The organism is Streptomyces sp. NRRL F-5727, assembly GCF_000719555.1.
Lineage (GTDB): Bacteria > Actinomycetota > Actinomycetes > Streptomycetales > Streptomycetaceae > Streptomyces.
This window is the reverse complement of sequence record NZ_JOGX01000004.1, coordinates 59,803-81,678: the sequence shown is the minus strand read 5'-3', so window position 1 is coordinate 81,678 and position 21,876 is coordinate 59,803. Positions and strand designations below refer to the sequence as shown.

General features: G+C 75.1%; 21 protein-coding genes. 8 read left to right on the top strand and 13 right to left on the bottom strand.

All coding sequences use genetic code 11. The annotated features are described in order from the left end of the window. Positions 1 to 21: 21 nt before the first annotated feature. Positions 22 to 2,973, bottom strand: coding sequence for a polysaccharide lyase family 8 super-sandwich domain-containing protein (locus tag IF73_RS0104100; RefSeq protein ID WP_063833400.1), 2,952 nt, complete (start codon positions 2,971 to 2,973; stop codon positions 22 to 24). Between the two features lie 230 nt (positions 2,974 to 3,203). On the opposite strand from IF73_RS0104100, the gene IF73_RS0104095 reads away from it, so the two are divergent. Next, entirely contained in the window at positions 3,204 to 4,331 is a 1,128-nt protein-coding gene (locus IF73_RS0104095) for a LacI family DNA-binding transcriptional regulator (RefSeq protein WP_051716517.1), read from the top strand. Between the two features lie 69 nt (positions 4,332 to 4,400). On the opposite strand, the gene IF73_RS0104090 is transcribed toward IF73_RS0104095, so the two are convergent. Further along, positions 4,401 to 5,306, bottom strand: coding sequence for a potassium channel family protein (locus IF73_RS0104090; RefSeq protein WP_051716516.1), 906 nt, complete (start codon positions 5,304 to 5,306; stop codon positions 4,401 to 4,403). Positions 5,307 to 5,474: 168 nt separating this feature from the next. Next, positions 5,475 to 6,632: a S1 family peptidase gene (locus IF73_RS0104085; protein WP_031003480.1), complete on the bottom strand. Its 1,158-nt coding sequence runs from the start codon at positions 6,630 to 6,632 to the stop codon at positions 5,475 to 5,477. A 274-nt stretch (positions 6,633 to 6,906) separates the two neighbouring features. Here IF73_RS0104085 and IF73_RS38510 point away from each other — a divergent pair, with 274 nt between their 5' ends. Then, positions 6,907 to 8,316 (top strand): DUF5685 family protein, encoded by a 1,410-nt coding sequence (locus tag IF73_RS38510; protein WP_031003479.1) that lies wholly within the window; start codon positions 6,907 to 6,909, stop codon positions 8,314 to 8,316. Positions 8,317 to 8,400: 84 nt separating this feature from the next. On the opposite strand, the gene IF73_RS0104075 is transcribed toward IF73_RS38510, so the two are convergent. Next, positions 8,401 to 8,805: a PPOX class F420-dependent oxidoreductase gene (locus IF73_RS0104075; protein WP_031003478.1), complete on the bottom strand. Its 405-nt coding sequence runs from the start codon at positions 8,803 to 8,805 to the stop codon at positions 8,401 to 8,403. Positions 8,806 to 9,303: 498 nt separating this feature from the next. Between IF73_RS0104075 and IF73_RS0104065 the strand changes: the two genes are divergently transcribed. Then, on the top strand, positions 9,304 to 10,515 hold the full coding sequence (locus tag IF73_RS0104065; protein WP_031003476.1) for a glycosyltransferase: 1,212 nt from the start codon (positions 9,304 to 9,306) through the stop codon (positions 10,513 to 10,515). Positions 10,516 to 10,530: 15 nt separating this feature from the next. Here the strand turns inward: IF73_RS0104065 and IF73_RS0104060 are convergent, their stop codons facing one another. The 6 genes from IF73_RS0104060 to IF73_RS0104035 all read right to left on the bottom strand — a co-directional run bounded on the left by IF73_RS0104060 (position 10,531) and on the right by IF73_RS0104035 (position 15,239). Next, positions 10,531 to 11,103 carry an antibiotic biosynthesis monooxygenase gene (locus IF73_RS0104060; RefSeq protein ID WP_031003473.1) on the bottom strand — a complete coding sequence of 191 codons (573 nt, stop codon included), beginning with the start codon at positions 11,101 to 11,103 and terminating at the stop codon, positions 10,531 to 10,533. A 63-nt stretch (positions 11,104 to 11,166) separates the two neighbouring features. After that, positions 11,167 to 11,511 (bottom strand): GNAT family N-acetyltransferase, encoded by a 345-nt coding sequence (locus IF73_RS0104055; RefSeq protein WP_031003471.1) that lies wholly within the window; start codon positions 11,509 to 11,511, stop codon positions 11,167 to 11,169. Positions 11,512 to 11,541: 30 nt separating this feature from the next. Continuing rightward, positions 11,542 to 12,504: a pirin family protein gene (locus tag IF73_RS0104050; RefSeq protein ID WP_031003470.1), complete on the bottom strand. Its 963-nt coding sequence runs from the start codon at positions 12,502 to 12,504 to the stop codon at positions 11,542 to 11,544. 75 nt (positions 12,505 to 12,579) lie between these two features. Next, positions 12,580 to 13,038 (bottom strand): MarR family winged helix-turn-helix transcriptional regulator, encoded by a 459-nt coding sequence (locus tag IF73_RS0104045; protein ID WP_031003467.1) that lies wholly within the window; start codon positions 13,036 to 13,038, stop codon positions 12,580 to 12,582. A gap of 184 nt (positions 13,039 to 13,222) precedes the next feature. After that, the gene (locus IF73_RS0104040; protein WP_031003466.1) at positions 13,223 to 14,731 is read right to left on the bottom strand and encodes a DUF4246 domain-containing protein; all 1,509 of its coding nucleotides are present in this window, start codon (positions 14,729 to 14,731) and stop codon (positions 13,223 to 13,225) included. A gap of 115 nt (positions 14,732 to 14,846) precedes the next feature. Then, positions 14,847 to 15,239: an ABC transporter permease gene (locus IF73_RS0104035; protein ID WP_031003465.1), complete on the bottom strand. Its 393-nt coding sequence runs from the start codon at positions 15,237 to 15,239 to the stop codon at positions 14,847 to 14,849. Positions 15,240 to 15,914: 675 nt separating this feature from the next. On the opposite strand from IF73_RS0104035, the gene IF73_RS0104025 reads away from it, so the two are divergent. Then, positions 15,915 to 16,808 (top strand): universal stress protein, encoded by an 894-nt coding sequence (locus tag IF73_RS0104025; RefSeq protein WP_031003462.1) that lies wholly within the window; start codon positions 15,915 to 15,917, stop codon positions 16,806 to 16,808. Positions 16,809 to 16,889: 81 nt separating this feature from the next. On the opposite strand, the gene IF73_RS0104020 is transcribed toward IF73_RS0104025, so the two are convergent. Beyond that, positions 16,890 to 17,750, bottom strand: coding sequence for a universal stress protein (locus IF73_RS0104020; RefSeq protein ID WP_031003459.1), 861 nt, complete (start codon positions 17,748 to 17,750; stop codon positions 16,890 to 16,892). Positions 17,751 to 17,942: 192 nt separating this feature from the next. On the opposite strand from IF73_RS0104020, the gene IF73_RS0104015 reads away from it, so the two are divergent. The 4 genes from IF73_RS0104015 to IF73_RS0104000 all read left to right on the top strand — a co-directional run bounded on the left by IF73_RS0104015 (position 17,943) and on the right by IF73_RS0104000 (position 20,753). Further along, positions 17,943 to 18,881, top strand: coding sequence for a universal stress protein (locus IF73_RS0104015; protein ID WP_051716515.1), 939 nt, complete (start codon positions 17,943 to 17,945; stop codon positions 18,879 to 18,881). Positions 18,882 to 19,167: 286 nt separating this feature from the next. Beyond that, positions 19,168 to 19,623: an Hsp20/alpha crystallin family protein gene (locus tag IF73_RS0104010; protein ID WP_031003451.1), complete on the top strand. Its 456-nt coding sequence runs from the start codon at positions 19,168 to 19,170 to the stop codon at positions 19,621 to 19,623. After that, positions 19,620 to 20,123 carry a flavodoxin domain-containing protein gene (locus IF73_RS0104005; protein WP_031003450.1) on the top strand — a complete coding sequence of 168 codons (504 nt, stop codon included), beginning with the start codon at positions 19,620 to 19,622 and terminating at the stop codon, positions 20,121 to 20,123. Before IF73_RS0104010 ends, IF73_RS0104005 begins: the two co-directional genes overlap by 4 nt. A gap of 45 nt (positions 20,124 to 20,168) precedes the next feature. Continuing rightward, positions 20,169 to 20,753: a hypothetical protein gene (locus IF73_RS0104000; RefSeq protein ID WP_031003449.1), complete on the top strand. Its 585-nt coding sequence runs from the start codon at positions 20,169 to 20,171 to the stop codon at positions 20,751 to 20,753. Positions 20,754 to 20,866: 113 nt separating this feature from the next. Here the strand turns inward: IF73_RS0104000 and IF73_RS37410 are convergent, their stop codons facing one another. Then, positions 20,867 to 21,061, bottom strand: a complete 195-nt coding sequence (locus tag IF73_RS37410; RefSeq protein WP_031003448.1) for a hypothetical protein — start codon at positions 21,059 to 21,061, stop codon at positions 20,867 to 20,869. 118 nt (positions 21,062 to 21,179) lie between these two features. Next, positions 21,180 to 21,833, bottom strand: coding sequence for a CBS domain-containing protein (locus IF73_RS0103990; RefSeq protein WP_031003447.1), 654 nt, complete (start codon positions 21,831 to 21,833; stop codon positions 21,180 to 21,182). Positions 21,834 to 21,876: the final 43 nt, after the last annotated feature.

The following is a 21,876-nucleotide window of genomic DNA, read 5'->3' as shown; positions in this document are numbered from 1 at the left end:
CGGGGCCCGTGGTGCGGAGGCTCAGGCGGTGATGACCTCCAGCCGGGGCGGGCGGGCGCCGCTCCGCCGGGTGGTCAGGACGGCCGCGAGGCCGACCGCGCCGAGCGGTTCGAAGACGGCGAGCGACGCGGTGCCGCCGCCGGAGGCCCGGGCGGCGGCGACGGCGGCCGTGACGTCGAGGCCGACCCAGTCGTGCCGCGTGGAGACCGGGCCGGCGCCGAGGGCGGTGGTCAGGGCGGGGGCGCTGTTCCAGGTGACCCCGGTCTCGGTCCACGCGGCGGAGGCGGTGGCGAACGCCTGGAGGACGGTCTGGCCGCCGCCCGAGTCCTGGACGTTGCCGTGCAGCCACAGCACCGCGCGGGAGACCGTCCCGGTGAGCCCGGAGACGTCGAACGCGAGGAGCGACCGGCGGTTGTAGCCGTTGCCGGTGCCGCCGGTGTTCTTCACGACCATGGTGGCGGCGTCGCCGTAGTTGGTGTCGCCGTACGCGCCGTCGCGGACGTACGTGGTGGCGGTGGCGCCGAGCGCGGCGGCGGTCCGCGGCGCGGCGGCCGGGCCGGAGGCGCTGAGGGTGACGGTCCGGCCGGCGCCCTGCGTTCCTCCGGTCTCGGCGAGCAGGACGACCTGCCCCGAGGTGGTCAGCACCTGCACGCCGTCGGCGGCGGAGACGGAGGCGTAACCGCTGCGGGCGAGGGTGACCCGAACGGTGGCCGCGTCCCGGGTGGGGTCGGAGACCACCACGGTCATCGTGCCGTTCCGCTCCCGCACGAGCACGGAGCACGGCGCGTCGGCGGTGATCGGTCCCGCCGTGCCGGCGGCGAAGAAGTTGGCCATGGTCAGGCCGAGCGACGGGCAGCTGACCGCCTGGACGCCGGCGCTGTTGGCGAGGACGGTGACGCGGGGGGCGGCGGCGCGGGCCGCCGCGGCCGCGGCGGTGGCGCCGGGCATCAGCTGGTACTCGTAGCTCGCCCCGGTCGGGTCGGTGCCGTGGTCGAACCAGAGGGAGAGGTAGTTGCGGGTGAGCGGCGTGGTGGAGGAGGAGGTGTTGACGGTGGACCAGGAGCCGGTCCGCGCCACCCGCTGGACGTGGACGGTCGTGCCCTCCGGGAAGACCCAGGCGCCCATGCCGCCGACGGCCATGGAGCGGCTGCCGGTGAAGGTCCGGCTCCAGCCGAGGGTGGCGGGCTGCACCGTGCCGTCGACGGTGAAGACCTGGTGGTTGTTCGGACCGAGGTTGCGGTTGTCGACGGTGGTCCGCACGCTCACGCCGTCGGCGCAGGTGATGCCGGCGCCGAGGCAGTGGTTCGCGTCGTCGAGGCAGAACCAGGACTTCCTGCCGGTCAGGGTGGACTGCAGCCCGCGCACGTCCTGGCCCAGGGCGGCGTAGGTGCCGTCGGTGGTGCCGCCCGCCCAGGTGTTCGTGGGCCGCGTCGCGTTCCACTGGCCGCCGGCCGCGTCGGCGAGCGGGCGGGTGGAGACGGTCGTGCCGGGCAGCAGATACGGGTCGACCGTGGGCCAGAAGGCGTCCGCGTACTGGCCGTTGCCGTAGGTGTCCCCCCACCACGAGAGCATGCCGGAGCCGGAGTGCCAGCCGCGCAGGTTCTCGCCGTTGCCCGTCTCGTAGAAGGTGGTGCGGGCGGAGCACATGCTGATCTGCGCGGCCCAGCCGGTCCGGCGGTGGACGGCCCGGTCCATGGAGAACAGCCGGTGCTCGACCGGTTCCGGAGCGGCGGTGACGGTCGAGTCGTTCAAGAGGGCCTGGGCGGCGGCGAGTTCGGGGATGCCCAGGGACCTGTCGCTCAGCAGGGGCGCGTAGTAGTCCCGCCGCAGCCAGCCCTTCACCATCGCCTTCCAGGCCGCCGACTGCGCCGCGGGCGCCAGGCCGGAGGCGGCGAGCCGCAGGATGTCCGAGACGACGGCGTGCCCCCGGGTGTGGTCGTCCTGCTGGACCTGCAGCGGATCGCTCTTCTGCACGCCCCGGCTGATGCCGCGCCCCGACACGCCGTCCATGACCAGGCCGTTGTAGACGAACGGCGCCCACCCGGCGGTCACCCCGGAGCAGAAGACCTGGGCCTCCGGATCGGTGACGGCCCACGGCGTCCCGGCCAGCAGGACGAACATCCGGCCGAGTCCGCCCAGCAGCACCGTGCCGTAGGTGCCGGCGTAGGGGACGCAGGTGTGCTGGATGAAGCTGCCGTCGGCGTAGAGGCCGTCACCGGTGAGGACGCGGGGGAAGACCGGGGACAGCGCCTTCCGGGCGGCGTCGATCAGGGACCCGTTCCTGCCGATCACGCCGCGCAGGGCGACGACCCGGCACAGGTCGACCCGGTTCGCGCCGGTGCTGTGCCCGCTGTACGAGGCGAACTCGGAGAGCGGCACGAAGTGGTCGACCGCCGCGCAGCCGGCCGCGATCTGCTCCGGGTCGAGGCGGGCGTACATCAGCGCGCAGACGTCGAGCAGCCGCTGCGGGGCGCCGATCTCCCAGTCCCACCAGTTGTCGTACGGGGAGGTCGAGGGCGTGTACGCGTGGGCGGCCAGCCAGTCCAGGCCGGTGGAGACGGCCGCGGCGAGCGAGGCGCTGCCGGTCAGTCCGGTGCCCGGCTGGACGTACGCCAGCGCCATGCTCCGCAGCCGGCCGCAGCTCGTCGTGACGTGGGCGGAGACCGTGCCGATCGGCAGGTCGGGCCAGAGCGAGGAGGCGGTCGGCGCCATCGACGTCATCCGCGCGCGGGCCTCGTCGCCGAGGGCGGACAGCGCCGCGGCGAACGGGGCGGCGGCCGGATCGAAGCCGGTGCCGGTGAGCAGCCCCACCCAGGTGCCGCGCATGGCGTCGTAGGTGTCGGCGGCCCGCGCCGGGGCCGGGCCGAGGAACTGGGCGGCACCGGCCAGGGCGGCGCCCGCCCCGGCGAGCCGGAGCAGCCGTCTGCGGCTCATCGCCGCGCTGAGAGGCCCAGTGAGCTGGTCGGCGTCCATCGGCGTCCTCCTTGACGAGACCCTGATCGGGTTGGCGAGGACGCTAGGGGCCGCGCTCCGGCGGCGGCAACGCGCCGACAGCACATGACCGACCGTATGTTTCGCGACGACTGCGCGGGCGGCCCGCCGGCACGCGAGCCCGCTCCCTGGGGGAATCACGCGGTCGAAGGGGCGTTGACCTCGCCCGACCCGTGCCAAATCCTGGGCGGGTGAGGGACCAGGGAGTGCGGATGACCGGCGCGACGCGGCACGGGACGGAGACCGGCGGGCGATCCGGCCGGGAGCTGAAGTTCCGGCGGCTGGCGGACCGGCTGCGCCGGGAGATCGCCGACGGCGTCTGGCCGCCGGGGAGCCGGCTGCCGACCGAGCAGGAACTCGCGCGGGCCAGCGCGGCCTCCGTCAGCACCGTGCGCCGGGCCGTCGACGACCTGGTCGCCGAGGAACTCGTCGTACGCCGCCAGGGCTCGGGCACCTACGTCCTCGCCCCGGAGTCCAGGCCGAGCAGCGCCGCCCGGATCGGCGTCATCGTGCCCGACACCGCGTTCTACTACCCGCGCGTCCTGAAGGGCATCGAGGAGGAGGTCACGGCGGCCGGCGCCCGGCTCGCGATCGTCTGCTCCGGCTACGACCGGACACGCGAACTCCGCGCCCTGGAGGAGATGCTCGACTCCGGCGTCGACGGCCTGCTCCTGGTCCCCACCCTGCTCGGGCTCGACCACCCCGAGGCGTATCTGCGCCGGCTGGCCGCACTGCGCGTCCCTGCCGTCCTGATCGAGCGGCGCGGCGGCACGCCGGGCGACACCACCGAGAACGTGTGCACCCACCACGAGGCCGGCGGTTACGACGCCGTCCACCACCTCGCCCGCCTCGGCCACCGGGCCGTCGGCCTGGTGCTCCGGGCCCCCAGCCCGACCGCCGAGCCGGTGACCACCGGCTTCCGCCAGGCCGTACACGAACTCGGCTGCCACGCCGTCGAGTTCAGCGCCGCCCTCCAGGAGTGGAGCCCGGCCGCCGCCGACCGCTGCCTCGCGCGGCTGCGGGCGGCGGGCGCCACGGCCGCGCTCTGCTTCGGCGACCGGCAGGCCGCCCTCCTCGCCGCCGCCGCCCGGCGCGCCGGCCTCGCGGTCCCCGACGACCTGGCGCTGGTCGCCTACGACGACGAGATCGCCGACCTGGCCGAGATCCCCCTGACCGCCGTGGCACCGCCCAAACACCAGCTCGGCCGCACCGCGGCGGAACTGCTGCTGCACCGGCTCGCCCACCCGGACCGACCCCGCCGCCAGGTCCTGCTGCGCCCCGCCATCACCGTCCGCGACTCCTGCGGCGGCCTGCCCCCACCGCTGCCGACGGACGGCTGAGCGGACGGCGGGCGGGCGTGCGGGGCGGCAGCCCGGCGCGCCCCTCACGAGGTGCCCCTCCCGCGTCGCTCAGGTTCCCTCGTCCCCGTCGGCCCGGCGGTCCGGTCCCCACGGGTGGCCGTGGTCGTCGGCGTAGGCGGCGAAGACCTGCTCGGTTCCCCCGCCGGTGCGCAGGAACCGTTCGTCGAGCACGGCGGCCAGGTCGTCGAGCGCCCTGCGCAGCACCGAGCCGGAGAGCCGGACGTCCGGATGGTCGGCCTCGTCGGCCCGGTCCGCGAGGTCGAGGGCGTAGCCGAGCTGGCGGGGGAGGGCCGTGTTCGCGTCGCCGTCGTGGAAGTAGTACGACTCGGCGTACTGCATGAAGTCGACGGTCGTGGTGGACAGGGCGGCGGCGAGTCCGTCGAGGAGCGCCGCCCCGCCGTCGGAGTCGAGCGCCCGGGCACCGACCCGGCTGCGGCGCACGTGGGACAGCCGCAGCGCCAAGGCCCTGCGGCGGGCGAGGGCGGGGTAGATGCCCAGGATCCACGCGACGGTGGCGGACAGCAGCACGAAGCCCACCAGGGCCTCCAGGGGCGCCAGCACCCGCAGCCAGCCCGCGGTCGGCGCGACGTCGCCGAGTCCGAGCGTCGCCAGGGTCACCAGGGAGACGTACAGGGCGTCCACCGGGCTCGCGTGCTCGGGCGGATCGAGCCCGGTCGCGTACGAGAAGTCGTCCGGCATGTGCGGCCAGTAGACGAGTGCCCACCCCACGGCCACCGTCAGCGCCCACACGGCGAGCACCGTGATCATTCCGAGCGGCCCCGCCAGCCCGGCGGGGCGCCACCGGGCACCCCGGTGGGCGCCCACGCGCCACACCGCCCGCATCACCACCCGGCTCAGCCCGCCGTGCCGGGTCGGATGCCAGAGCGTGTGGAACAGGTCCCGGAGGACGAACAGCACGAGCAGCGCCCCCAGCGGCGTCACGAGCCACGTCATGCCGGCACCTCTCCCGCCGGGGGCGGCGCACTCCCGCCCCCGGCGGGCGACCCGGACCCGACGGCGCCGGCCCTCCGCTCCGCGCGGGCGACCTCCTCGCTCATGCTTCGAGCATGCGCGGCCGGACGCCGCCCCGCGCGGGGACGGCCCCGCCGGGCCCGGGCGGGCTCAGGCGGTGTGGAGGCGGAGACCGTAGCGGTTCAGGATCTCGTTGACCGGCTGGAACCACGTCTGGCCGCCGGTGGAGCAGTTGCCCCAGCCGCCGGAGGTGACGCCCTGGGCCTGGTCGCCGCTGAGGAAGGAGCCGCCGGAGTCGCCGCCCTCGGCGCAGACGCTGGTCTTGGTCATCTGGTACACCGCGCCCTGGCTGTAGTTGACCGTCTCGTTCTTGGCCAGGACCGTGCCGCAGTGCCAGTGCGTCGTCGAGCCGGAGCGGCAGATCGAGGCGCCCACCGGGGCCTCGGCCGAGCCGCGTACCAGCTGGTCGGGGATGGTGCCCCAGCCGAGCACCACCGGCACGGTCCACCAGCCGCTGTGGATCGAGACGTACGCGTAGTCGTCGCCGGGGAACGACGAGCCCTGGAAGGTGCCCATCGCGGACCCGTCCCAGCCGCGCACCGAGGCACCGGCCCGCCCGCAGTGCCCGGCCGTCACGAAGCCGCCGTGCACGGAGAAGCCGATCGAGCAGCGGACGTTGCCGGTGTAGTACGGGTCGCCGCCGACCGTGCCGGCCGCGTACGTACGGGGCGCCTGCTCCGTCTCGGTGACGGTGACGGGCCCGCCGGCCCGCGCCCGGTCCAGGAACGCCCGGACGGCGGGGGAGTGCCGCTCGGCGCGCACGACGTCGACCACGACGCTGTTGCTCCTCGGGTCGACGTGCCAGCCGGCCACCCCGGCGGGGGCGCGCAGCCCGTCCAGGCGGGCCTTGGCGCGGTCCAGGGCGGCGGCGCTGTGCCGGACCAGCCGGGTGTCGGCGCCCAGGGCCCGTACCTCAGCCTCCTCGGCGCGGTCGGTCACGGCGACGACGAGCCGGCCGGCCGACGGGTCGAACCACGAGCCGCCGTAGGCGGCGCCGGCGCGTTCCCGGGCGGCCTTCTCCACCGCGGCGGCGGTCTTCTCGGCCCGCAGCCGCTCCTCGGCCTGGGGGGCGGTGAGCCCGAGGTCGCGGCGCATCGCGTCGAGCAGCCCGGCCGAGGCGGCCGGCGCCGCGGCGGTGGGCTCGGGGACCGGCGCGGCGCTCGCCGCGCCGGCCTGGGCCGCGCCGAGGCCGACCGTCAGGAGCAGGGCGGCGGCGAGGGTGGCGCGCAGGGGGGTGGTGCGTTTCACGGGACCTCCAGGTGTGGGGGAGCCAAACGCTTGAGAGCGCTCTCAAGCGAGCGCACGGACACGCTAGCGGCCCTGACTTGTCAGGTCCATACCATGTGCGAGATCGCGGGCCACGCGCCGCGAGCGGAGGGCGAACTGCCGCCGGGCGAAGGGGCGCTCACATTGGCGGACGCTCCTCGGGGGGCACCCTCTAGGATGTCGGCCGCGCGTCCATGTCACCCGCGGTTGACGTGGACGCGCGACCGCACTTCACGTCCTACGGGGGAGAACACCGGTGTTCGGAATCATCAGGCCATGCCGCCATCGCCTCGGCGAGGGCTTGCGTACCGAGTGGATGGCGCATCTTTGCGGGCTCTGCCTCGCCCTGCGCAGCGAGTACGGGCAGTTCGCGAGAGTGGCCACCAACTACGACGGCCTCATCGTCTCGGTGCTGACCGAGGCGCAGTCGGAGCGCACCGGGGACTGGAGGCGCGGTGCCGGGCCGTGCCCGCTGCGCGGGATGCGGTCGGCGGACGTGGCGCAGGGCGAGGGTGCGCGGCTGGCCGCGACGGTCTCGCTGGTGCTGGCCGCGGCCAAGATACGTGACCATGTGGCCGACGGCGACAGCCTGGTGGCCCGCCGTCCGGTGGCGGTGGCGGCCCGCCGGATCGCCCGGGGCTGGGACCGCGCGGGCGCGGCCGGCGGCGAACGGCTCGGCTTCGACACGGCGGTGCTGCTCGACGCGGTCGAACGCCAGTCGGACATCGAGCGGTCGACCGGCCCCGGCGGCTCGCTGCTGGCGGTCACGGAGCCCACCGAGACGGCGACGGCCGCCGCCTTCTCGTACACCGCCGTGCTCACGGACCGCCCGGGCAACGCCGCACCGCTGGCGGAGGCCGGCCGGCTCTTCGGCCGCCTGGCGCATCTCCTCGACGCGGTGGAGGACCTGGACGCGGACGCGGCGTCGGGCGCGTGGAACCCGATCGCGGCGACCGGCGCCGGCCGCGCCGAGGTGCGCCGGCTCTGCGACGACGCCGTCCATGGCATCCGACTCGCCCTGTCCGACGCCGAGTTCGTCGACGACCGTCTGGTACGGACGCTGCTGGGCGGCGAGTTGGAGCGTGCCGTCGACCGCGTCTTCGACCCCCGGCACCGGCACCACCACCGCCGCCCGGCGCCCGGCCTGCGGCGCATGCTGCCCTGGCTCGGGGAGCGCCGCACGGCGGCGGATCCGGCCGCGCAGCACGGCACGGACGCGGCCTGCGGCGTCGGAGCCCTCACCGGCATGGCACCGGACGGCCCGTCGATGGCGTCCGGCCGGCCGCCGGAGGGAGAGTGCCGGCGGTGCCGCGAGTGGCGCCGGCTGTGCGCCGACTGCCGGCTCTGCTTCGGCTGCTGCAGCTGCGCCGACGACTCCGGCCCGGACGACCCCATCGGCGACGGCGGTTCGAACCACGGCGGTTCGGGCGGCGACGGCTGGTTCGGCGGCGGCCGTGGCGGCGGCGGCAACTCGGGAGGCTCGCAAGGCGGTTGGGGCGGCGGCGGACAGGGCTCCGGAGGATCCGGCGGCTCGGGAGGGTCCGGCGGCTGGGGCGGCTCGGGCGGTTCCGGCGGTTCCGGTGGTTCAGGCGGCTCCGGCGGGTGCGGTGGCTCGGGCGACGGCTGCTGCAACCCGTGCAAGTGCTGCTGCGACTGCTGCGACTGACCGACGGCGGTGCCCGGCCGGAGCGGTGCGACGCGCGTCCGCGTCGCACCGGCCCCGGCCGGGCGGGCCGGGCGCCGGTGCCGCTCAGATCCGCCCGATCACCTTCCGCGGGGTGATCCGGACGACCACGCGCTGGGCGTCGTGGACCGAAGCCGGGTTGAAGTCGCGGTACGGCTTGCCGCTGTACTTCACCGACAGCTCGTCGATCAGCTCCTGGCCGCCCTCCGTGGTGATGAGCGCGGTGCCGCGGATCTCCGCGTACTCGTACGGGGAGTCGAAGGGCTGGAGCAGCACGGTGACACGCGGGTCCCGGCGCAGGTTCAGCTCCTTGCGCCGGCCGACGGTCGTCGAGAACAGGATGTCGTGACCGTCGCGCTTCACCCAGACCGGGGACGCCTGCGGGCTTCCGTCGGGCTGGATGGTGGACACGGAGACGAAGACGGGGCCGTCGAGCAGTTCCTTGAGCCTGTCGCTGAGCTCAGCAGACACGGTGGCTCCCTCCGGGACGGGGTGCGGATGTCGTGATCTCTTCCTAGCGCATCCACCGCCGCGGTGACGTCCGACCGGCGCAACTCGGCCGGGATCCGACGCGCGGAAGACGCGGTCGGTCGCCCGGCTCGCCCGGCTGGTCGTGGGTGGCACGGTGGATGCCGCCCCCGCCGGTGGCGAGGGTGTCGACGGTCAGCCGCACGACGTCCCGCCCGGGGAGGTGGCGGCCCTGCTGGGCCGGGTCTCCGTCCGGCCGCCCCGGCGGCCGCCCTGACGGCCGCCGCCGCGCGGCTGACCGCCCCCTGGAGGGCCTGAGCATGCGCCGGCTCGGCGGTGCGCTGCCGCCCTCCCGCGCCAGGACCCCGACACGCGAGGCCGTCGATTCCGAGGTCGCGCGGCTCGACGGCTGACGGCGCCCGCCGACGCGGGCCGACCCGCGCGGCCCCCTGGGGTGCGGCGTCCCGGTGGGGCACACTGGGACCCGTGCGCATCGTGATGATGACGGCGGGATCGCGCGGCGACGTCGCGCCGTACACGGGTCTGGGGGCCGGTCTCGTACGGGCCGGGCATGAGGTGACGCTGGCCACGCACGGGATCTTCGAGCCGCTCGTGGCGGGTTCGGGGGTGCGGTTCCATCCGCTGCCGGTGGACCCCCGTGCCGAGCTGCACTCCGCGCGGGGGCGGCGGCTGCACGACGCCCGGACCGGTGCGGGGAAGCTCGTGCGGCTGGCGTCGATGGCCCGGCAGGTGGCCGACGAGATGACGGCGGCCCTGGTGGAGGCGGCGCGGGACGGCGAGGTGCTGCTGGTCGGCGGGTCGCTGGGCCCGCTGGGGTACGCCCTCGCCGACGGCCTGTCGGTCCCCGCCCTCGGACTGCACCTCCAGCCGCTGCACCCGACCCGCGACTTCCCCGCCCCGGTCCTGGGGGCCCGCCCCCTCGGCAGCGTCGGGAACCGGCTCAGCGGACGGGCCGTCATGACATCGGTGGAGCTGTTGTTCTTCGACGCCCTGCGCTCCCTGCGGCGCCATGGCATCGTGACGGCACGGCGCTCCCGGCGGCCGCGGCCGGTGCTGCACGGCTACAGCGAGCTCGTCGTCCCCCGGCCCCGGGACTGGCCGGCCGAGCTGGAGGTGGCCGGGTACTGGTGGCCGCACCGGACCGGGCGGCTCTCCCCGGAACTGGAGGACTTCCTCGCGGCCGGGCCGCCACCGGTCTTCGTCGGGCTGGGCAGCGCCACCGTCCCCGATCCCGGGCGGGTGAGCCGCGACATCGTCACCGCCCTGCGCGCGGCGAGGGTGCGCGGCATCGTCCAGCGCGGCTGGGCGGGACTGGGCGCCCGCGACGGCGACGACATCCTGACCGTCGACGAGGTGCCGCACTCCCTCCTCTTCCCCCGGACGGCCGCCGTCGTCCACCACGCGGGAGCGGGCACGACCGGCGCCGTGCTGCGGGCCGGGGTGCCCTCCGTACCGGTGCCGGTCCAGTTCGACGCGACGTTCTGGGCGTCGCGGCTCACCGCTCTGGGCACCGCGCCGGGGGTGCTGCCGCTGCGCCGTCTCACCTCCACGGCCCTGGCCGGGGCGGTGCACCGGGCGGCGCGGGACGGCTCGCACCGCGCCGCCGCCCGCGCGCTGGCCGACCGCCTGGCCGAGGAGGACGGCGTCGCCCCGGTCCTCGCCGCGCTCGACCGGCTCGCGCGCCGGCCGTAGGGGCGCGGGCGGCGGCTACGGGGTGAGCCAGCCGCGCAGCAGCCGGCTGACGGCCGGCATCGCCGCGTACGTCATGAGGACGTTGAAGACGCCGGCCGTCACCGCGCTGCTCACGAGGAGGGGGAGGGCGGTGAGGTGGGGGAGGAGGAAGAGCCCGCCGAGGACGGAGATCGGATAGATCGCGAGGGTCGCGCTGACGGCCATCTTCCAGCGGGGCGGCGCCGGCCGGGTGGAGCCCGGCTCGGCGAACCAGGTCTCCATGCCGGTCAGCTTTCGCCGGGCGACCTCGGTGTGGTGGTGGCCGGCGCAGTCGGCGAACCAGGCGGCCCGCTCGGGCGACTCCTGCCAGGTCCGGCACGCCTCCGCGTCCCGGAACCGGTGGACGAGGAACCAGGGGGCGGCGCCGCCGGAGGAGCGGAAGAGTCCGTACCCGAGGTGGCCGGGAAAGGTCGCGGCGGTGGCGAGGATCCCCTGCGCCCACCGCTCGAAGGCGGCTTCGTGGCCGGGGTCCACCCGGCGGGCTATCAGGAGGGTGACCTCGCCGGTGTCGGCGGGGACGGTGGCGTGCTCAAGGCTGACCGAGGTCAAGACGGACTCCTCGTGATCGCGCCGCGCCCCCGCGTACTCTACGCGCCGTGCGGGCGACCGGCGTCAGCGCCCCAGCCGGGCGTCGAGCCAGGTCAGGACCTCGGGGGTGACCGGGTCGGTGATGTCCGCGAACTCGGTGTGCTTCTTCAGGAACTTGGCGACGTACGGGCAGACCGGGACGATCCGCAGGCCGGAGGCGCGGACGTCGGTCAGCGCCTGCTCGACGAGGACCGAGGCCAGCCCCTGGCCCGCGTAGGCGTCGTCGATCTCGGTGTGGAAGAAGACCCGCCGGTCGTCGCGGTCGCGGTACGCCGTCAGACCGGCGCGCCGGTCGTCGACGAGGATCTCGTAGCGGTGGCGTGCGTCGACGTGGCGGACGACGGGGGCGGCGGTGGTCTGCTCGCTCATGAGGGTCCTTCCAGGAGAGTGGCGCGGGGGTCAGGGACGGGCGGGGTTCCTGCGGGGCGTGATGACGGCGTTCGGCAGCGCCGGCGCGGGAAGGCGGTCGCCGGGGTAGCCGGTCACCTCGCCGAAGCGGTCGGAAGCGCGCTCCCACTCCTCGCGCGCCTCGACGATGTCCTGGTGGCTGCGGCCGATGAAGTTCCACCACATGACGATCTCCTCCTCGAACGGCGGGCCGCCGAGCAGGACCGTCCGGGCCGGGCGGTCGGAGGCGTTGGCCAGGGTGATCGTGGTGCGGCCGGGCGCGGCGTATCCGAGCTCGGCGGGCTTGAGCACGGTGCCGTCGAGGGTGACGTCGCCCTCGTCGACGAGCAGGCCGTGCTCGAAACCGGGGTCGACGTCCAGGGTGACGGTGGCCCCGGCGTCGATGAGGACCTCGGCGCCGAGCAGCGGGGTGAAGGTGCGGACGGGCGAGGTGTCCCCGGCGAGGGTGCCGAGGAAGACCCGGAGCTCGGCCCCGTCCACCCGGAACGCCCGCGGCGCGTGGTGCTGGAAGTCGCGGGGGGCGTGGCGGTGCTCGTCGGGCAGCGCGACCCACAGCTGCACGCCGTGCAGGACGGTGGTGCCGGGCGTGGAGACCTCGGTGTGGCTGATGCCGTGGCCGCCGGTCATGAGGTTGATCTCGCCGGGGCGGACGTACGCGTGGGTGCCGAGGCTGTCGCGGTGCTCGATCTCGCCGCTGAAGAGCCAGCTGACGGTCTGGAGCCCGGTGTGGGGGTGGGGCGCGACGTCCATGCCGCCGGACTCGGCGACCCGGTCGGGGCCGTAGTGGTCGGCGAAGCACCAGGCGCCGATGAGGGTACGGGCCCGCTGCGGCAGCGTGCGCCGTACGGTCATCGCCCGGGGCCCGCCCAGCGGGACGTCCCGCGCGGTGAGGACCTCGATCTCCGTCAGCGGGACGTCCCGCGCGGTGAGGACCTCGATCTCCGTGCCGTCCATCCCCGACCCCTCTCCCAGATTAGTTCTACTTTCAACAATCATGGGGGATCTTGGTCCGGAAGGCAAGCCGCCGGCTCAGTGCGGGGCCTTCACCGCTTCCACCGCCGCGACGAGCGAGGCCAGCTCCGGATGGGCGGCGGCCTGGTCGAGCGCCTCCCGGAGGGCGGCGTCGTTGGTCGGCCGGGCCTCCTCCAGGAGCTTCAGACCGTCCTCGGTGACGTTGGTGTAGATGCCGCGCCGGTCGGTCGGGCACAGGTAGCGGGAGAGCAGCCCCCGGTCCTCGAGGCGGCTCACCAGGCGGGTGGTCGCGCTCTGGCTGAGGACGACCGCGTCCGCGACCTGCTTCATCTGCAGGTGGCCGCCCTCGCCGTCGTGCTGGCGGCTGAGCACGTCGAGCAGCGAGTACTCGCGCACGCTCAGGTCGTGCCGGGACTGCAGGGCGCGCTCGATGTGCGACTCGATCCGGCCGTGCAGCAGGGACAGGGCGCCCCAGCCACTGGCGAGTGCGGTGAGCGCGGGGTCCGTGGCGGTCATGGGTCCGTGTCTCCTTCCGGGTGCGACTGCCTCCAGGATACGGCATAAGGGAAAATACCGGCTAGGGCTGGTATGAGGCTGCTGCAATCAAACGCGCGGCGGTCGTCGTACCCCCCGCACCCTCCGCCCTTCGCCCGCCGCCTCCCGCGAACGGGCGGGGGCGGCCGGCGCCGGGCCGGGAGGGTCAGTGCTCGCAGAGCGAGAACTCCCGCTCGTAGAGCTGCTCGTTGTGCTCGTCGACGAAGAACTTCCGCTCCTGCATGAGCTCTTCGCGGTACTTCATGGCCTGTTCGAGCGTCATCGTCGAGGTGTCCGCCCACGGCTGCTGCGGCGGCACGTCGGACGTCGAGACGATCCGCCGCTCCGGGTCGACCAGGAAGAACGCGAGGATCTTGCGGTGCCCCGGGCGCCCGGGGTCCGCCAGGCGGAACGAGCCGACGCGGTGCTGCAGGACGTTCGGGAAGGCCAGGCAGCGGCCCGCCGGGGTCGATGCCGTCCCCAGGAGCTGGTTGAGGGCGTCCTCGTTCTCCAGGCCGTAGACGTCCCGCATGCCGTTGTGGTCGTTCTGCTCGTACTCCGGGTCGTCGATCCCGGCCCGGAAGCTCAGCCCGCTCTCGGTGATGTTCTCGCTGTCCCAGTAGTAGATGCCGGTCGAGACGATCCGCTCGTTCAGCATCCCCTCGACGTGCCAGGAACCGCCCGGGTACTCGGGCTTCTCCGGCGTGAGGTGGATCGTGGCGAGCTTGACGATGACCTGGAGACGGCGGCCGCGCAGATCGACCCGGTCGCCTGCCGCGGGCACCTCGGGCGGGGTGAACTCCGGGGCGTCCGGGACGGTGGGGGAGCGGTTCTCCCACCAGTCGTCCTGCGCACTCTCCCACGCGCGGCACGCCTGCGCGTAGGACTCGTCGTCGTCGAAGGCGGACCGGTCCGGGTACGCGGGCTTCGAGTCGTACCACTCGTAGGGATCCACCTCGATCCGCGGCGGCCGCGGATGGCGCAGGTCGGTGAGCACGTTCTCCCACAGCGGGCGCATGCGCGCGACCAGGTCCGGCAGCACGGCGGCCAGCTCCCGGTGCCTGTCGGGATGGACGTTGTTGACGTACGAACGGAAGGTGACGGTGCCGTCGTCACTGACGTCGGCGTCGGTGGGCAGCCACTGGAACCGCTCCGAGAACTCGTGCTTCGAGTAGCGGTCCGTCGGGTTCCGCCACGCCTCCTCGGGTGCGCCGCTCACCTCGCGCACCAGGCAGAACAGCGAGGGATGCACCAGGTCCAGCACCTGGCCGTCGGAGCCGGGATGCCAGTCCCGCTCCGCCTCGGGCACCTCCTCCAGGACCCGGACCGCCTCGCGCAGCCGGGACCTGAGCCCGTCGTCGACGAGCGAGTCCGACTGCCACACGCCGTCGACCGCGGACACCTCCATTCCGGTCCGCTCGTCCCGCAGCGCGGCGTAGTGGGCGAGTTCGGCGAGGACGTAGCGGACCTCGGCCTCGGTGAGGCCCTGGTCGACCGCTTCCCGGGTCCAGCGGGCGGCGATCTCGGGGTCGTTCATCTTGTCGAACCACCCCGGCTTGGCCCGAAGATGCGCGCTGCACCGCATCATCTCGAGTTCGCGCAGCGTCCGGGGCGGCGCAAGGGACATGGTGCGGGCGGCGTAGAAGGGCAGCGGGAAAGCGGGCTGGCCGGTCAACTCTCGTGATCCTCCGGGTCGGTGTGTGATCGCCGGAAGGATAGTTCAGCGCGCTGACACCGGGGCCGCGGGCGATCGCCGCCGTGCGCACGCGGGTCCGACGGGACCCGGGAGCTCAGTCCGACACGCGGACCGCGCGTGCGGGACGGATCGCGGCGGCGCGGCGGGCCGGACCCAGGGTGGCGAGCAGCGATGCGCCGAAGGTGGCCGCGGCCAGGACGCCGATGCTGCCCCACTCGACGGGGAACCCGCCGTCGAGTCCCGCGAAGGCGGCGCTGTTCCGGTACATGAGCCAGGTGGTGAGCACGCCCAGGAGCGAGCCGAGCACGATGCCCTCCACGGCGACGAAGGTGCTCTCCCAGAGGAAGGAGCGCCGCACCGTCCGCGCCCGGAAGCCGAGGGCCCGCAGGATGCCGATGGTGCGCCGGCGTTCGCGCACCGCCCGGACCATGACGACACCGAGGCCGGTGATGCCCACGCCGAGGCCCAGGGCGAGGAAGCCCTGCATGAGACGGAAGAAGGCGGTGCTGGAGTCGAACTGGCGCCGGATGTCCGACTCGACGGGCGTCGCGACCAGACTGGCGGAGAGCCGCCGGCCGGGCCGCCGGTGCTGCCGAAGAAGCCGTCGAGGACGACATGGCGGGAGTCGGAGGCCAGGGCCCGCCACACCGCGGGGTCGTCCGCCAGGCTGGGCAGCCGCTCCCGGAACGAGATGCCGGTGATCGCCCCGTCCGGCACGCCGACCACCGCGGCGTCCAGCGGCCGGGCGCCGCGTCCGCCCGGATCGGTGGCCCGCCCGGCGGCGTTGAGCAGCGGCGTCACGGCGGAGATCCCGGCGGCCGACGGGCCGGCCCGCAGCTCCGCGACGAGCCGGTCGCCGGCGACCGGCGGGTTGTAGTCCAGCCGCAGCGAGTATCCGGCCGTGGCGTCGGCGATCACACCGTCGACGCCGGCCCGGAGAATGCCCGAGATCTCCGTCAGCAGCACGAGGACGAACACGATCAGGGTGTACATCACCAACGCCGCCTCGGTGCGCCGGTGGGCGACGAACGGGCCCTTCCCGGGACGGTCGGCCCCCCACGGGAGCGACCGGGGACCGATCGGCCCTGTCCCGGTCCGGCCGACCGGTGCGAGCGTGACAGCAGGCCCCTCACCCTCACCCGAGCGAAAGGCGGTGGGCACGATGGAACTCCCCCTGGTGGTGGGCGTCGACGGCTCCGACGCCAGCCTCACGGCCCTGGACTGGGCGGTCGACGAGGCCGTGCGGCACCGGCGCGCCCTGCGCATCGTGTACGCCTCGCTCTGGGAGCGGTACGAAGGCGTCGCCCCGCCCTGGGCCACCGAACGCCCGTGGGGCCAGGTCCTCGCCGACACCATCGTCGGCCAGGCCGCGGAACGGGCCGGGCGACGAGCCCCCGCCCTCCCCGTGACCAGCGAGGTCGCCGGAACGGACGCGGCGAGCGCGCTGCTCGGCGAAGGGCGCTCGGCCATGGCCGTGGTCGTGGGATCGCGCGGCAGGAGCGAAGCCGGTGACCTCCTCCTGGGATCCGTCGGCCTGACCGTCGCGAGCCGCGCCTCCTGCCCCGTCGTCGTCGTACGGGGCGACCGGTTCGCCCTGGAGGCGCGCCACGGGAAGGTCCTCCTGGGCGTCGGTGACCACGACGTCGACTCCCCGGCCGTCGGGTTCGCGTTCCAGGAGGCGGCGGCCCGCGACGCGGAGCTGGACGTGGTGCGCACATGGCGCCGGCCCGCCCACGACCCGCTCGAACACCCGCTGCTGCGCGGTGAGGCCGGGGTCTATCTTGCGGAGCTGGCCTCGGAGACGCTGGACAAGGCGCTCGCCGCGGGCGGGCGGGAGTACCCGGGCGTCCGCGTGCGCCGGAGCGCCGTCGAAGGAAGCGCGCACCGGATCCTGACGGAGCGCTCCGCCGCCGCCGATCTGCTGGTCGTCGGCGCGCGCCGGCGGGACGGTCTGTTCGGTCTCCAGCTCGGTCGGGTGGCCCATCGGGCCCTGCACCACGCCGCGTGCCCGGTCGCCGTCGTACCGCAGCGGCGCCCGGAGACGCAGGAGGAGTGACGGAACGCCGTGGGCGCCCGGCGCCGGGCGCACGGGACGGGGAGAGGGTCGTCCTCTCCCCGTCCCGCGTGTGCCCGCCGTTCAGGCCAGGGGGACCACCGCGACCGGAGCAGGGCTGTGGTGGATCACCGCGTGCGCCACATGGCCCAGGTGAGAGCCGACCGGAAGCCGGCGGGTACGGCGCCCCACCACGACGAGTCCGGCGCCCCGCGACGCCTCGATCATCTGGTGGGCGGCCGAGCCCACGACCGCCTTGGCCGTCGCCTCCACTCCCGGATACGTCGCACGCCACGGCGACAGCAGTTCCTCGAGACCGGTACGCACGCCGGCCTCCAGCTCCTCGCCGATCACCGGGTCCACGGCCGCCGCGTAGCCGTACGAGGCGGGCAGGGTCCAGGCGCTGAGGAACCGCAGCGGGACGCGCCGTCGGGCCGCCTCCCCGAAGGCGAAGGCCAGCAGGGGCTCGCACGGGTGGCGGAGGTCGACCCCCACCACGATGTCACCCGCGTCGGCCGCCGGCCCCGCACGCTCGGCGCGCACCAGGACGACGGGCCGCGCGGCCGTGCCCACGACGGCGAGGGAGACCGATCCGACGACGAACCCGAGGACGCCGCCGAGCCCGCGCGAACCGAGCACCAGCAGCTCCGCCTCGTTCGCCGAGGCGGTCAGCTCGTCCGCCGCCCGGCCGCGCGTCCGCTCGGTGATCACCTCCAGATCGGGGTGCTCCTTCCGCGCCCGGGCGGCCTCGTCCCGCAGCAGGCCCTCGGCCCGCTCGGCGAGCGCCCGCGCGTACGCGACGGGAACCTCCGGGGTGTTCGGCCACTCCTCCACGTTGACCAGGCGGAGCGGCACCTCACGCAGGGTGGCTTCCTCCGCCGCCCAGCGTGCCGCGGTGAGACTCTCCTCCGAGCCGTCCAGACCTACCGTGACCTGCGCCGTCATCACTGCCTCCTCGGCCGTGTCCGTCCAGGGCTCCAGACTCGTCCCGGACGCCCCCGCGCCGAGAGGGCCGGGCAGGTCTCCGCAGGGGGCCGAACGGCCCCTCGCGGGCGGCCCGCGGCGGTGCCAGCGTGAGGAGTGTCGTCCTTCCGGGCGCCTCACGAGCCCCGGGGCGTACACCCCCGAGGAGGAACCATGGACAGCGAGACCCTCGTCCGCCCCGAGCTGACCGATCCCGTCGTCGGGGTCGACGGATCGCCCTCGGCGAGGACGGCGGTGTTCTGGGCCGCCGCGGAGGCCAGTCTCCGGTCACGCCCCCTGCACCTCGTCCACGCCGCCGACACCGACCGACGGGCCTACTGGAGCGACGCGGAGCGGATGCAGGCGATCCGGGAAGCGGGCCGCGAGCTGCTGGCCGAGACCGCCGCCGCCGTCACGGCACGCTTCCCCGACCTCGTCGTCACCCGCACCCTCGGGCGGCAGGAGCCGGTCACCGGGCTCCGGGAGGCGGCCGGGGACGACAAGACGATCGTCGTCGGCAGCCGGGGCCTCGGCGGCTTCTCCAGCCTCCTGCTCGGCTCCGTGGGGCTGGGCGTCGCCGCCCGCGCGGAGGTGCCCGTGATCGTCGTGCGCGGCGAGGCCGACCGGCCCGAGGCCGGGACCGTGACCGCCGCGGTCCGCGACTCCGCGGACCTGGGGTGGCTGCTGCTGGCCGCCGCCGAAGCCTCCGCCCGGAAGGCGTCGCTGCGCCTCGTGAGCGTGTGGAACATCCTCACCCACGTCGGCAGCGTGGCGACCATGCTCGACGACCTCGACGGCGCCGCCCGCCGACGCGTGGAGGAGACGGGGCTCCTCGCCGACCGGGTGCGCGCCTGGTACCCCGGCCTGGACGTCGTCCCGCACGTGGAGACCGGCACGACGACCCCCGGGAAGCTCGTCGAGGCGGCCGCCCACACCGACCTGCTCGTGATGGGCCGGAGCCACCGGCCGCTCGGCGTCGGGCCGTCCCTCGGCCGCGTCGCGCACACCCTCATCCACCACGCCCCCTGCCCCGTGGAGATCGTGCCGGCCGGCTTCGCGACCGAGGCCGGTGCCCCGGTCGCCCCGGGCTCGCGCGGGCCCGCGAAGGAGTGAGGACCATGGGGCGCGTCAGGGCCGGTGCCACGACCCGCCGCACCGGCCCCGCACGACCCGCGCGCCCCGTCGGGCCGCACCCTGCCGTCCCGACCGGCACCCGACCGGAACACGGGGCCGGTCGGTCCCCTCGGGGGCAGGACCGTTCGGCCCTCCCGACAGCCCCCTTGGACACTGCCCCGGGCCCCGCCCGCGCGGAAAGGTGGAGGTGCGGAGCCGGACCGGGCCCCGCACCCGGACATCCCGCCGGGGCGACGGCCCCGACGCGTACACGAGGAGCGGAACGATGACCGGAGCCCCCATGGAACGCAGGCACAGCCTCGTCCCCGACTTCGACACCTGGTTCGGCCGCGAGTTCCCCGGGCTTCCCGGATGGCGCCCGGCCACGGCCGCCCACTCCATCCCGGTGGAGGTCACCAGCGGCGGCGGCTGCTCCGTGCTGCGGGCCGAACTCCCCGGCATGGACCCGGACGACATCACCCTCACGGTCGACGACGACCTGATCACCGTACGGGCCGAGCACAGCGGGAGCACCGAGGACAAGGACCACTCCGAGTTCCGGTACGGCGTGTTCCGCAGGACCGTACGCTTCCCGGACACGATCCCCGCCGACGCGGTCGAAGCCTCCTACGCGGACGGCATCCTCACCGTCCGCGTCCCGACACCGGCGCGGGAGACCCGGTCCGCGCGCACCATCCCCGTGCGGCGGGCGGACGAGGGGGACGGAGGGGACCGGTCGTGAACACCAAGCGGGTGCTCGTCGCCTACGGCAGCAGACACGGCGCCACCGCGGGCATCGCCGACGAGATCGGCCGGACCCTGCGCGACGACGGGTTCGACGCCGACGTCCTGCCGGCGGACACCGTCACCGACGTCAGCGGCTACGACGGCGTCGTCCTCGGCGGGGCCCTGTACGCCGGACGGTGGAGCGGCAAGGCCCGCGCGTGCGCCCGGCGTCACGCGGAGCAGCTCCGCGCCCGTCCGGTCTGGCTGTTCAGCAGCGGTCCCGTCGACAGCTCCGCCGAGCAGCACGAGATCCCGCCGGTGCGGGGCGTCGCCCGCAGAATGAGGCAGCTCGACGCCCGTGAGCACGTCACCTTCGGCGGCGCCCTCACCGCCGACAACCCAGATCTCGTCGCCCGGGCCATGGTCCGCCACGGCAAGGGCGGAGACTTCCGCGACCCGGCCCGCATCCGGGAGTGGGCCCACCACATCGGAGCCGAACTCGGCACGACGGACTGAGCCGTTCCGCGCCCGGGCCCGGGGGCGGGGGGCCGGAGGTGTGCCATGACCGAACACGAACAGCCCTCCCGCGCGCCGGGCACCGGCCGCGGCCGGCGCGCGGCCCTGATCGTCGTCCTGACCATCGCCCTGATCTGCGGCGCGGTCGCCACCGGCTACCTGTGGGCCTTCTCGGCCCGGACGGACCGCGCCCGCGCCGCCGAGCTCCACCAGGTGACGGCGACCACCACGGGACCCGCCCAGGAGCCGCCTGTGCAGACGCGCAGCGGGACGGGGCCGCGGGCCGTCGCCCCCGCGGTGTGGGAGTACCCGGACGACGTCAGCCGCTCGGGCACCGTCGACGTCCCGCCCCGGACACCCCGGGGGCGGAGCGTGACGGTCTGGGTCGACGACGCCGGAGCGCCCGTCAGGAGGCTGGACAACGCCGCCGACCGCTGGCTGACCTCGGTCGTCGGCGGTATCGCGACGGCCGGCGCGGTCGGGGCGACCGGGGCGGCCGCGCTCGCCCTCCTCCGACGCCGTGCCGAGGGCCGCGCCCTCGCCGCCCTGGAGCGCGAGTGGGAGCGGGTCGAGCCCGTCTGGTCCGGCCGGCTCCGGCGGGAGCGCGGTCCCGGGGCGGACGAGGACTGACCCCACCGTCGGCGGCCCGCCGGGTCGGCCGAGAGGGGGCGGCCGTCAGCCCGCCGGGCCGGGGGCCGGTTCGTCGCCGCCCCGGTCGAGGCGGATCGGCGGGTGGGCGTCCGTCATGGGCTCGCGCAGGCGGCGACGCGGAGGACCCAGCGGTCCAGCCCGACGAGCAGGTCGAACAGGTCACGCGGATACCGAGCGGTGAAGGCCAGGACGAAGCCCGCGATCAGGGGGAGCCGGGTGATCAGGCCGCCGCCCCACCAGCCGCCGCCCCACCAGCCGGCGCGCAGGCCGCCGGTGAGGAAGGCCACGCCTGGCGACACCGCGGTGCGTCATGGCCGGTCGCCTTCCGGGCGATGCCCCCTGATTCCAGGGCCCCCGTCCCCGCCGGCGGCGGGCGGGCCGGCGGGTCTCCTCGGGCGTCTGCGGTCACGCATCGGTGGCGAGGGTGAGCCCGCACCGCACGTCCACCACGCCCTCGACGGCTCGCGCCAGACGCTCCGCGACCGGGATGAGCGTGCTGTCGCGCACGTCGCCGGTCAGGGTGACGACACCGGCCTCGACGCGGACCCCGACCCGGTCCCGCGAGAGCGGGAACAGGTGACCGACGACCTCCCGGCGGATCTCGTCGGCGAGCTCCTCGTCCGGGCGGAGGAAGACCTTGAGCAGGTCGGAGCGGCTGACGACGCCCTGGATCACGCCCTCCCGGTCGACGACCGGCAGCCGCTTCACCCGGCGCGTCGCCATCAGACGGGCTGCGTGCGACAGCGGGGCGCCGGGACCGACCGTGACGGCGGGCGCGCTCATGAGGTCGGCCGCCCGGTCCGAACCCGCCTTCGCGGTGGCGTCGCGGCGGCGCAGCTGTTCCAGCATGCCGAGACGTTGGTCGTGGAACTCCTCCTTGAGCAGCAGGTCCGCCTCGGACACCACCCCCACGACCCGCCCCTCGCCCTCCAGGACGGGGAGCGCGGTCACCTTCCAGCGCTCCATGGCGGCGACGATCTCCTTGAAGGAGGTGTCGGGCCGGACGGCGATGACCTTCTTCGTCATCACGTCGGCGACGGTGAACGGTCGCGAGGTCATCTCGGTCTCCTTCTCAGCGGGCGTACGCCGGGGCTTCCGCTCC

Bases quoted from the DNA above. Each gene is read 5' to 3' on its own strand.
- IF73_RS0104025 (WP_031003462.1), top strand. From the start codon at position 15,915: ATGGAACTCCCCCTGGTGGTGGGCGTCGACGGCTCCGACGCCAGCCTC.
- IF73_RS0104095 (WP_051716517.1), top strand. From the start codon at position 3,204: ATGACCGGCGCGACGCGGCACGGGACGGAGACCGGCGGGCGATCCGGC.
- IF73_RS0104035 (WP_031003465.1), bottom strand. From the start codon at position 15,239: ATGCAGGGCTTCCTCGCCCTGGGCCTCGGCGTGGGCATCACCGGCCTC.
- IF73_RS0104090 (WP_051716516.1), bottom strand. From the start codon at position 5,306: ATGACGTGGCTCGTGACGCCGCTGGGGGCGCTGCTCGTGCTGTTCGTC.
- IF73_RS0104000 (WP_031003449.1), top strand. From the start codon at position 20,169: ATGACCGAACACGAACAGCCCTCCCGCGCGCCGGGCACCGGCCGCGGC.
- IF73_RS0104100 (WP_063833400.1), bottom strand. From the start codon at position 2,973: ATGGACGCCGACCAGCTCACTGGGCCTCTCAGCGCGGCGATGAGCCGC.
- IF73_RS0104045 (WP_031003467.1), bottom strand. From the start codon at position 13,038: ATGACCGCCACGGACCCCGCGCTCACCGCACTCGCCAGTGGCTGGGGC.
- IF73_RS0103990 (WP_031003447.1), bottom strand. From the start codon at position 21,833: ATGACCTCGCGACCGTTCACCGTCGCCGACGTGATGACGAAGAAGGTC.
- IF73_RS0104015 (WP_051716515.1), top strand. From the start codon at position 17,943: ATGGACAGCGAGACCCTCGTCCGCCCCGAGCTGACCGATCCCGTCGTC.
- IF73_RS0104050 (WP_031003470.1), bottom strand. From the start codon at position 12,504: ATGGACGGCACGGAGATCGAGGTCCTCACCGCGCGGGACGTCCCGCTG.
- IF73_RS0104020 (WP_031003459.1), bottom strand. From the start codon at position 17,750: ATGACGGCGCAGGTCACGGTAGGTCTGGACGGCTCGGAGGAGAGTCTC.
- IF73_RS0104055 (WP_031003471.1), bottom strand. From the start codon at position 11,511: ATGAGCGAGCAGACCACCGCCGCCCCCGTCGTCCGCCACGTCGACGCA.
- IF73_RS0104010 (WP_031003451.1), top strand. From the start codon at position 19,168: ATGACCGGAGCCCCCATGGAACGCAGGCACAGCCTCGTCCCCGACTTC.
- IF73_RS0104065 (WP_031003476.1), top strand. From the start codon at position 9,304: ATGACGGCGGGATCGCGCGGCGACGTCGCGCCGTACACGGGTCTGGGG.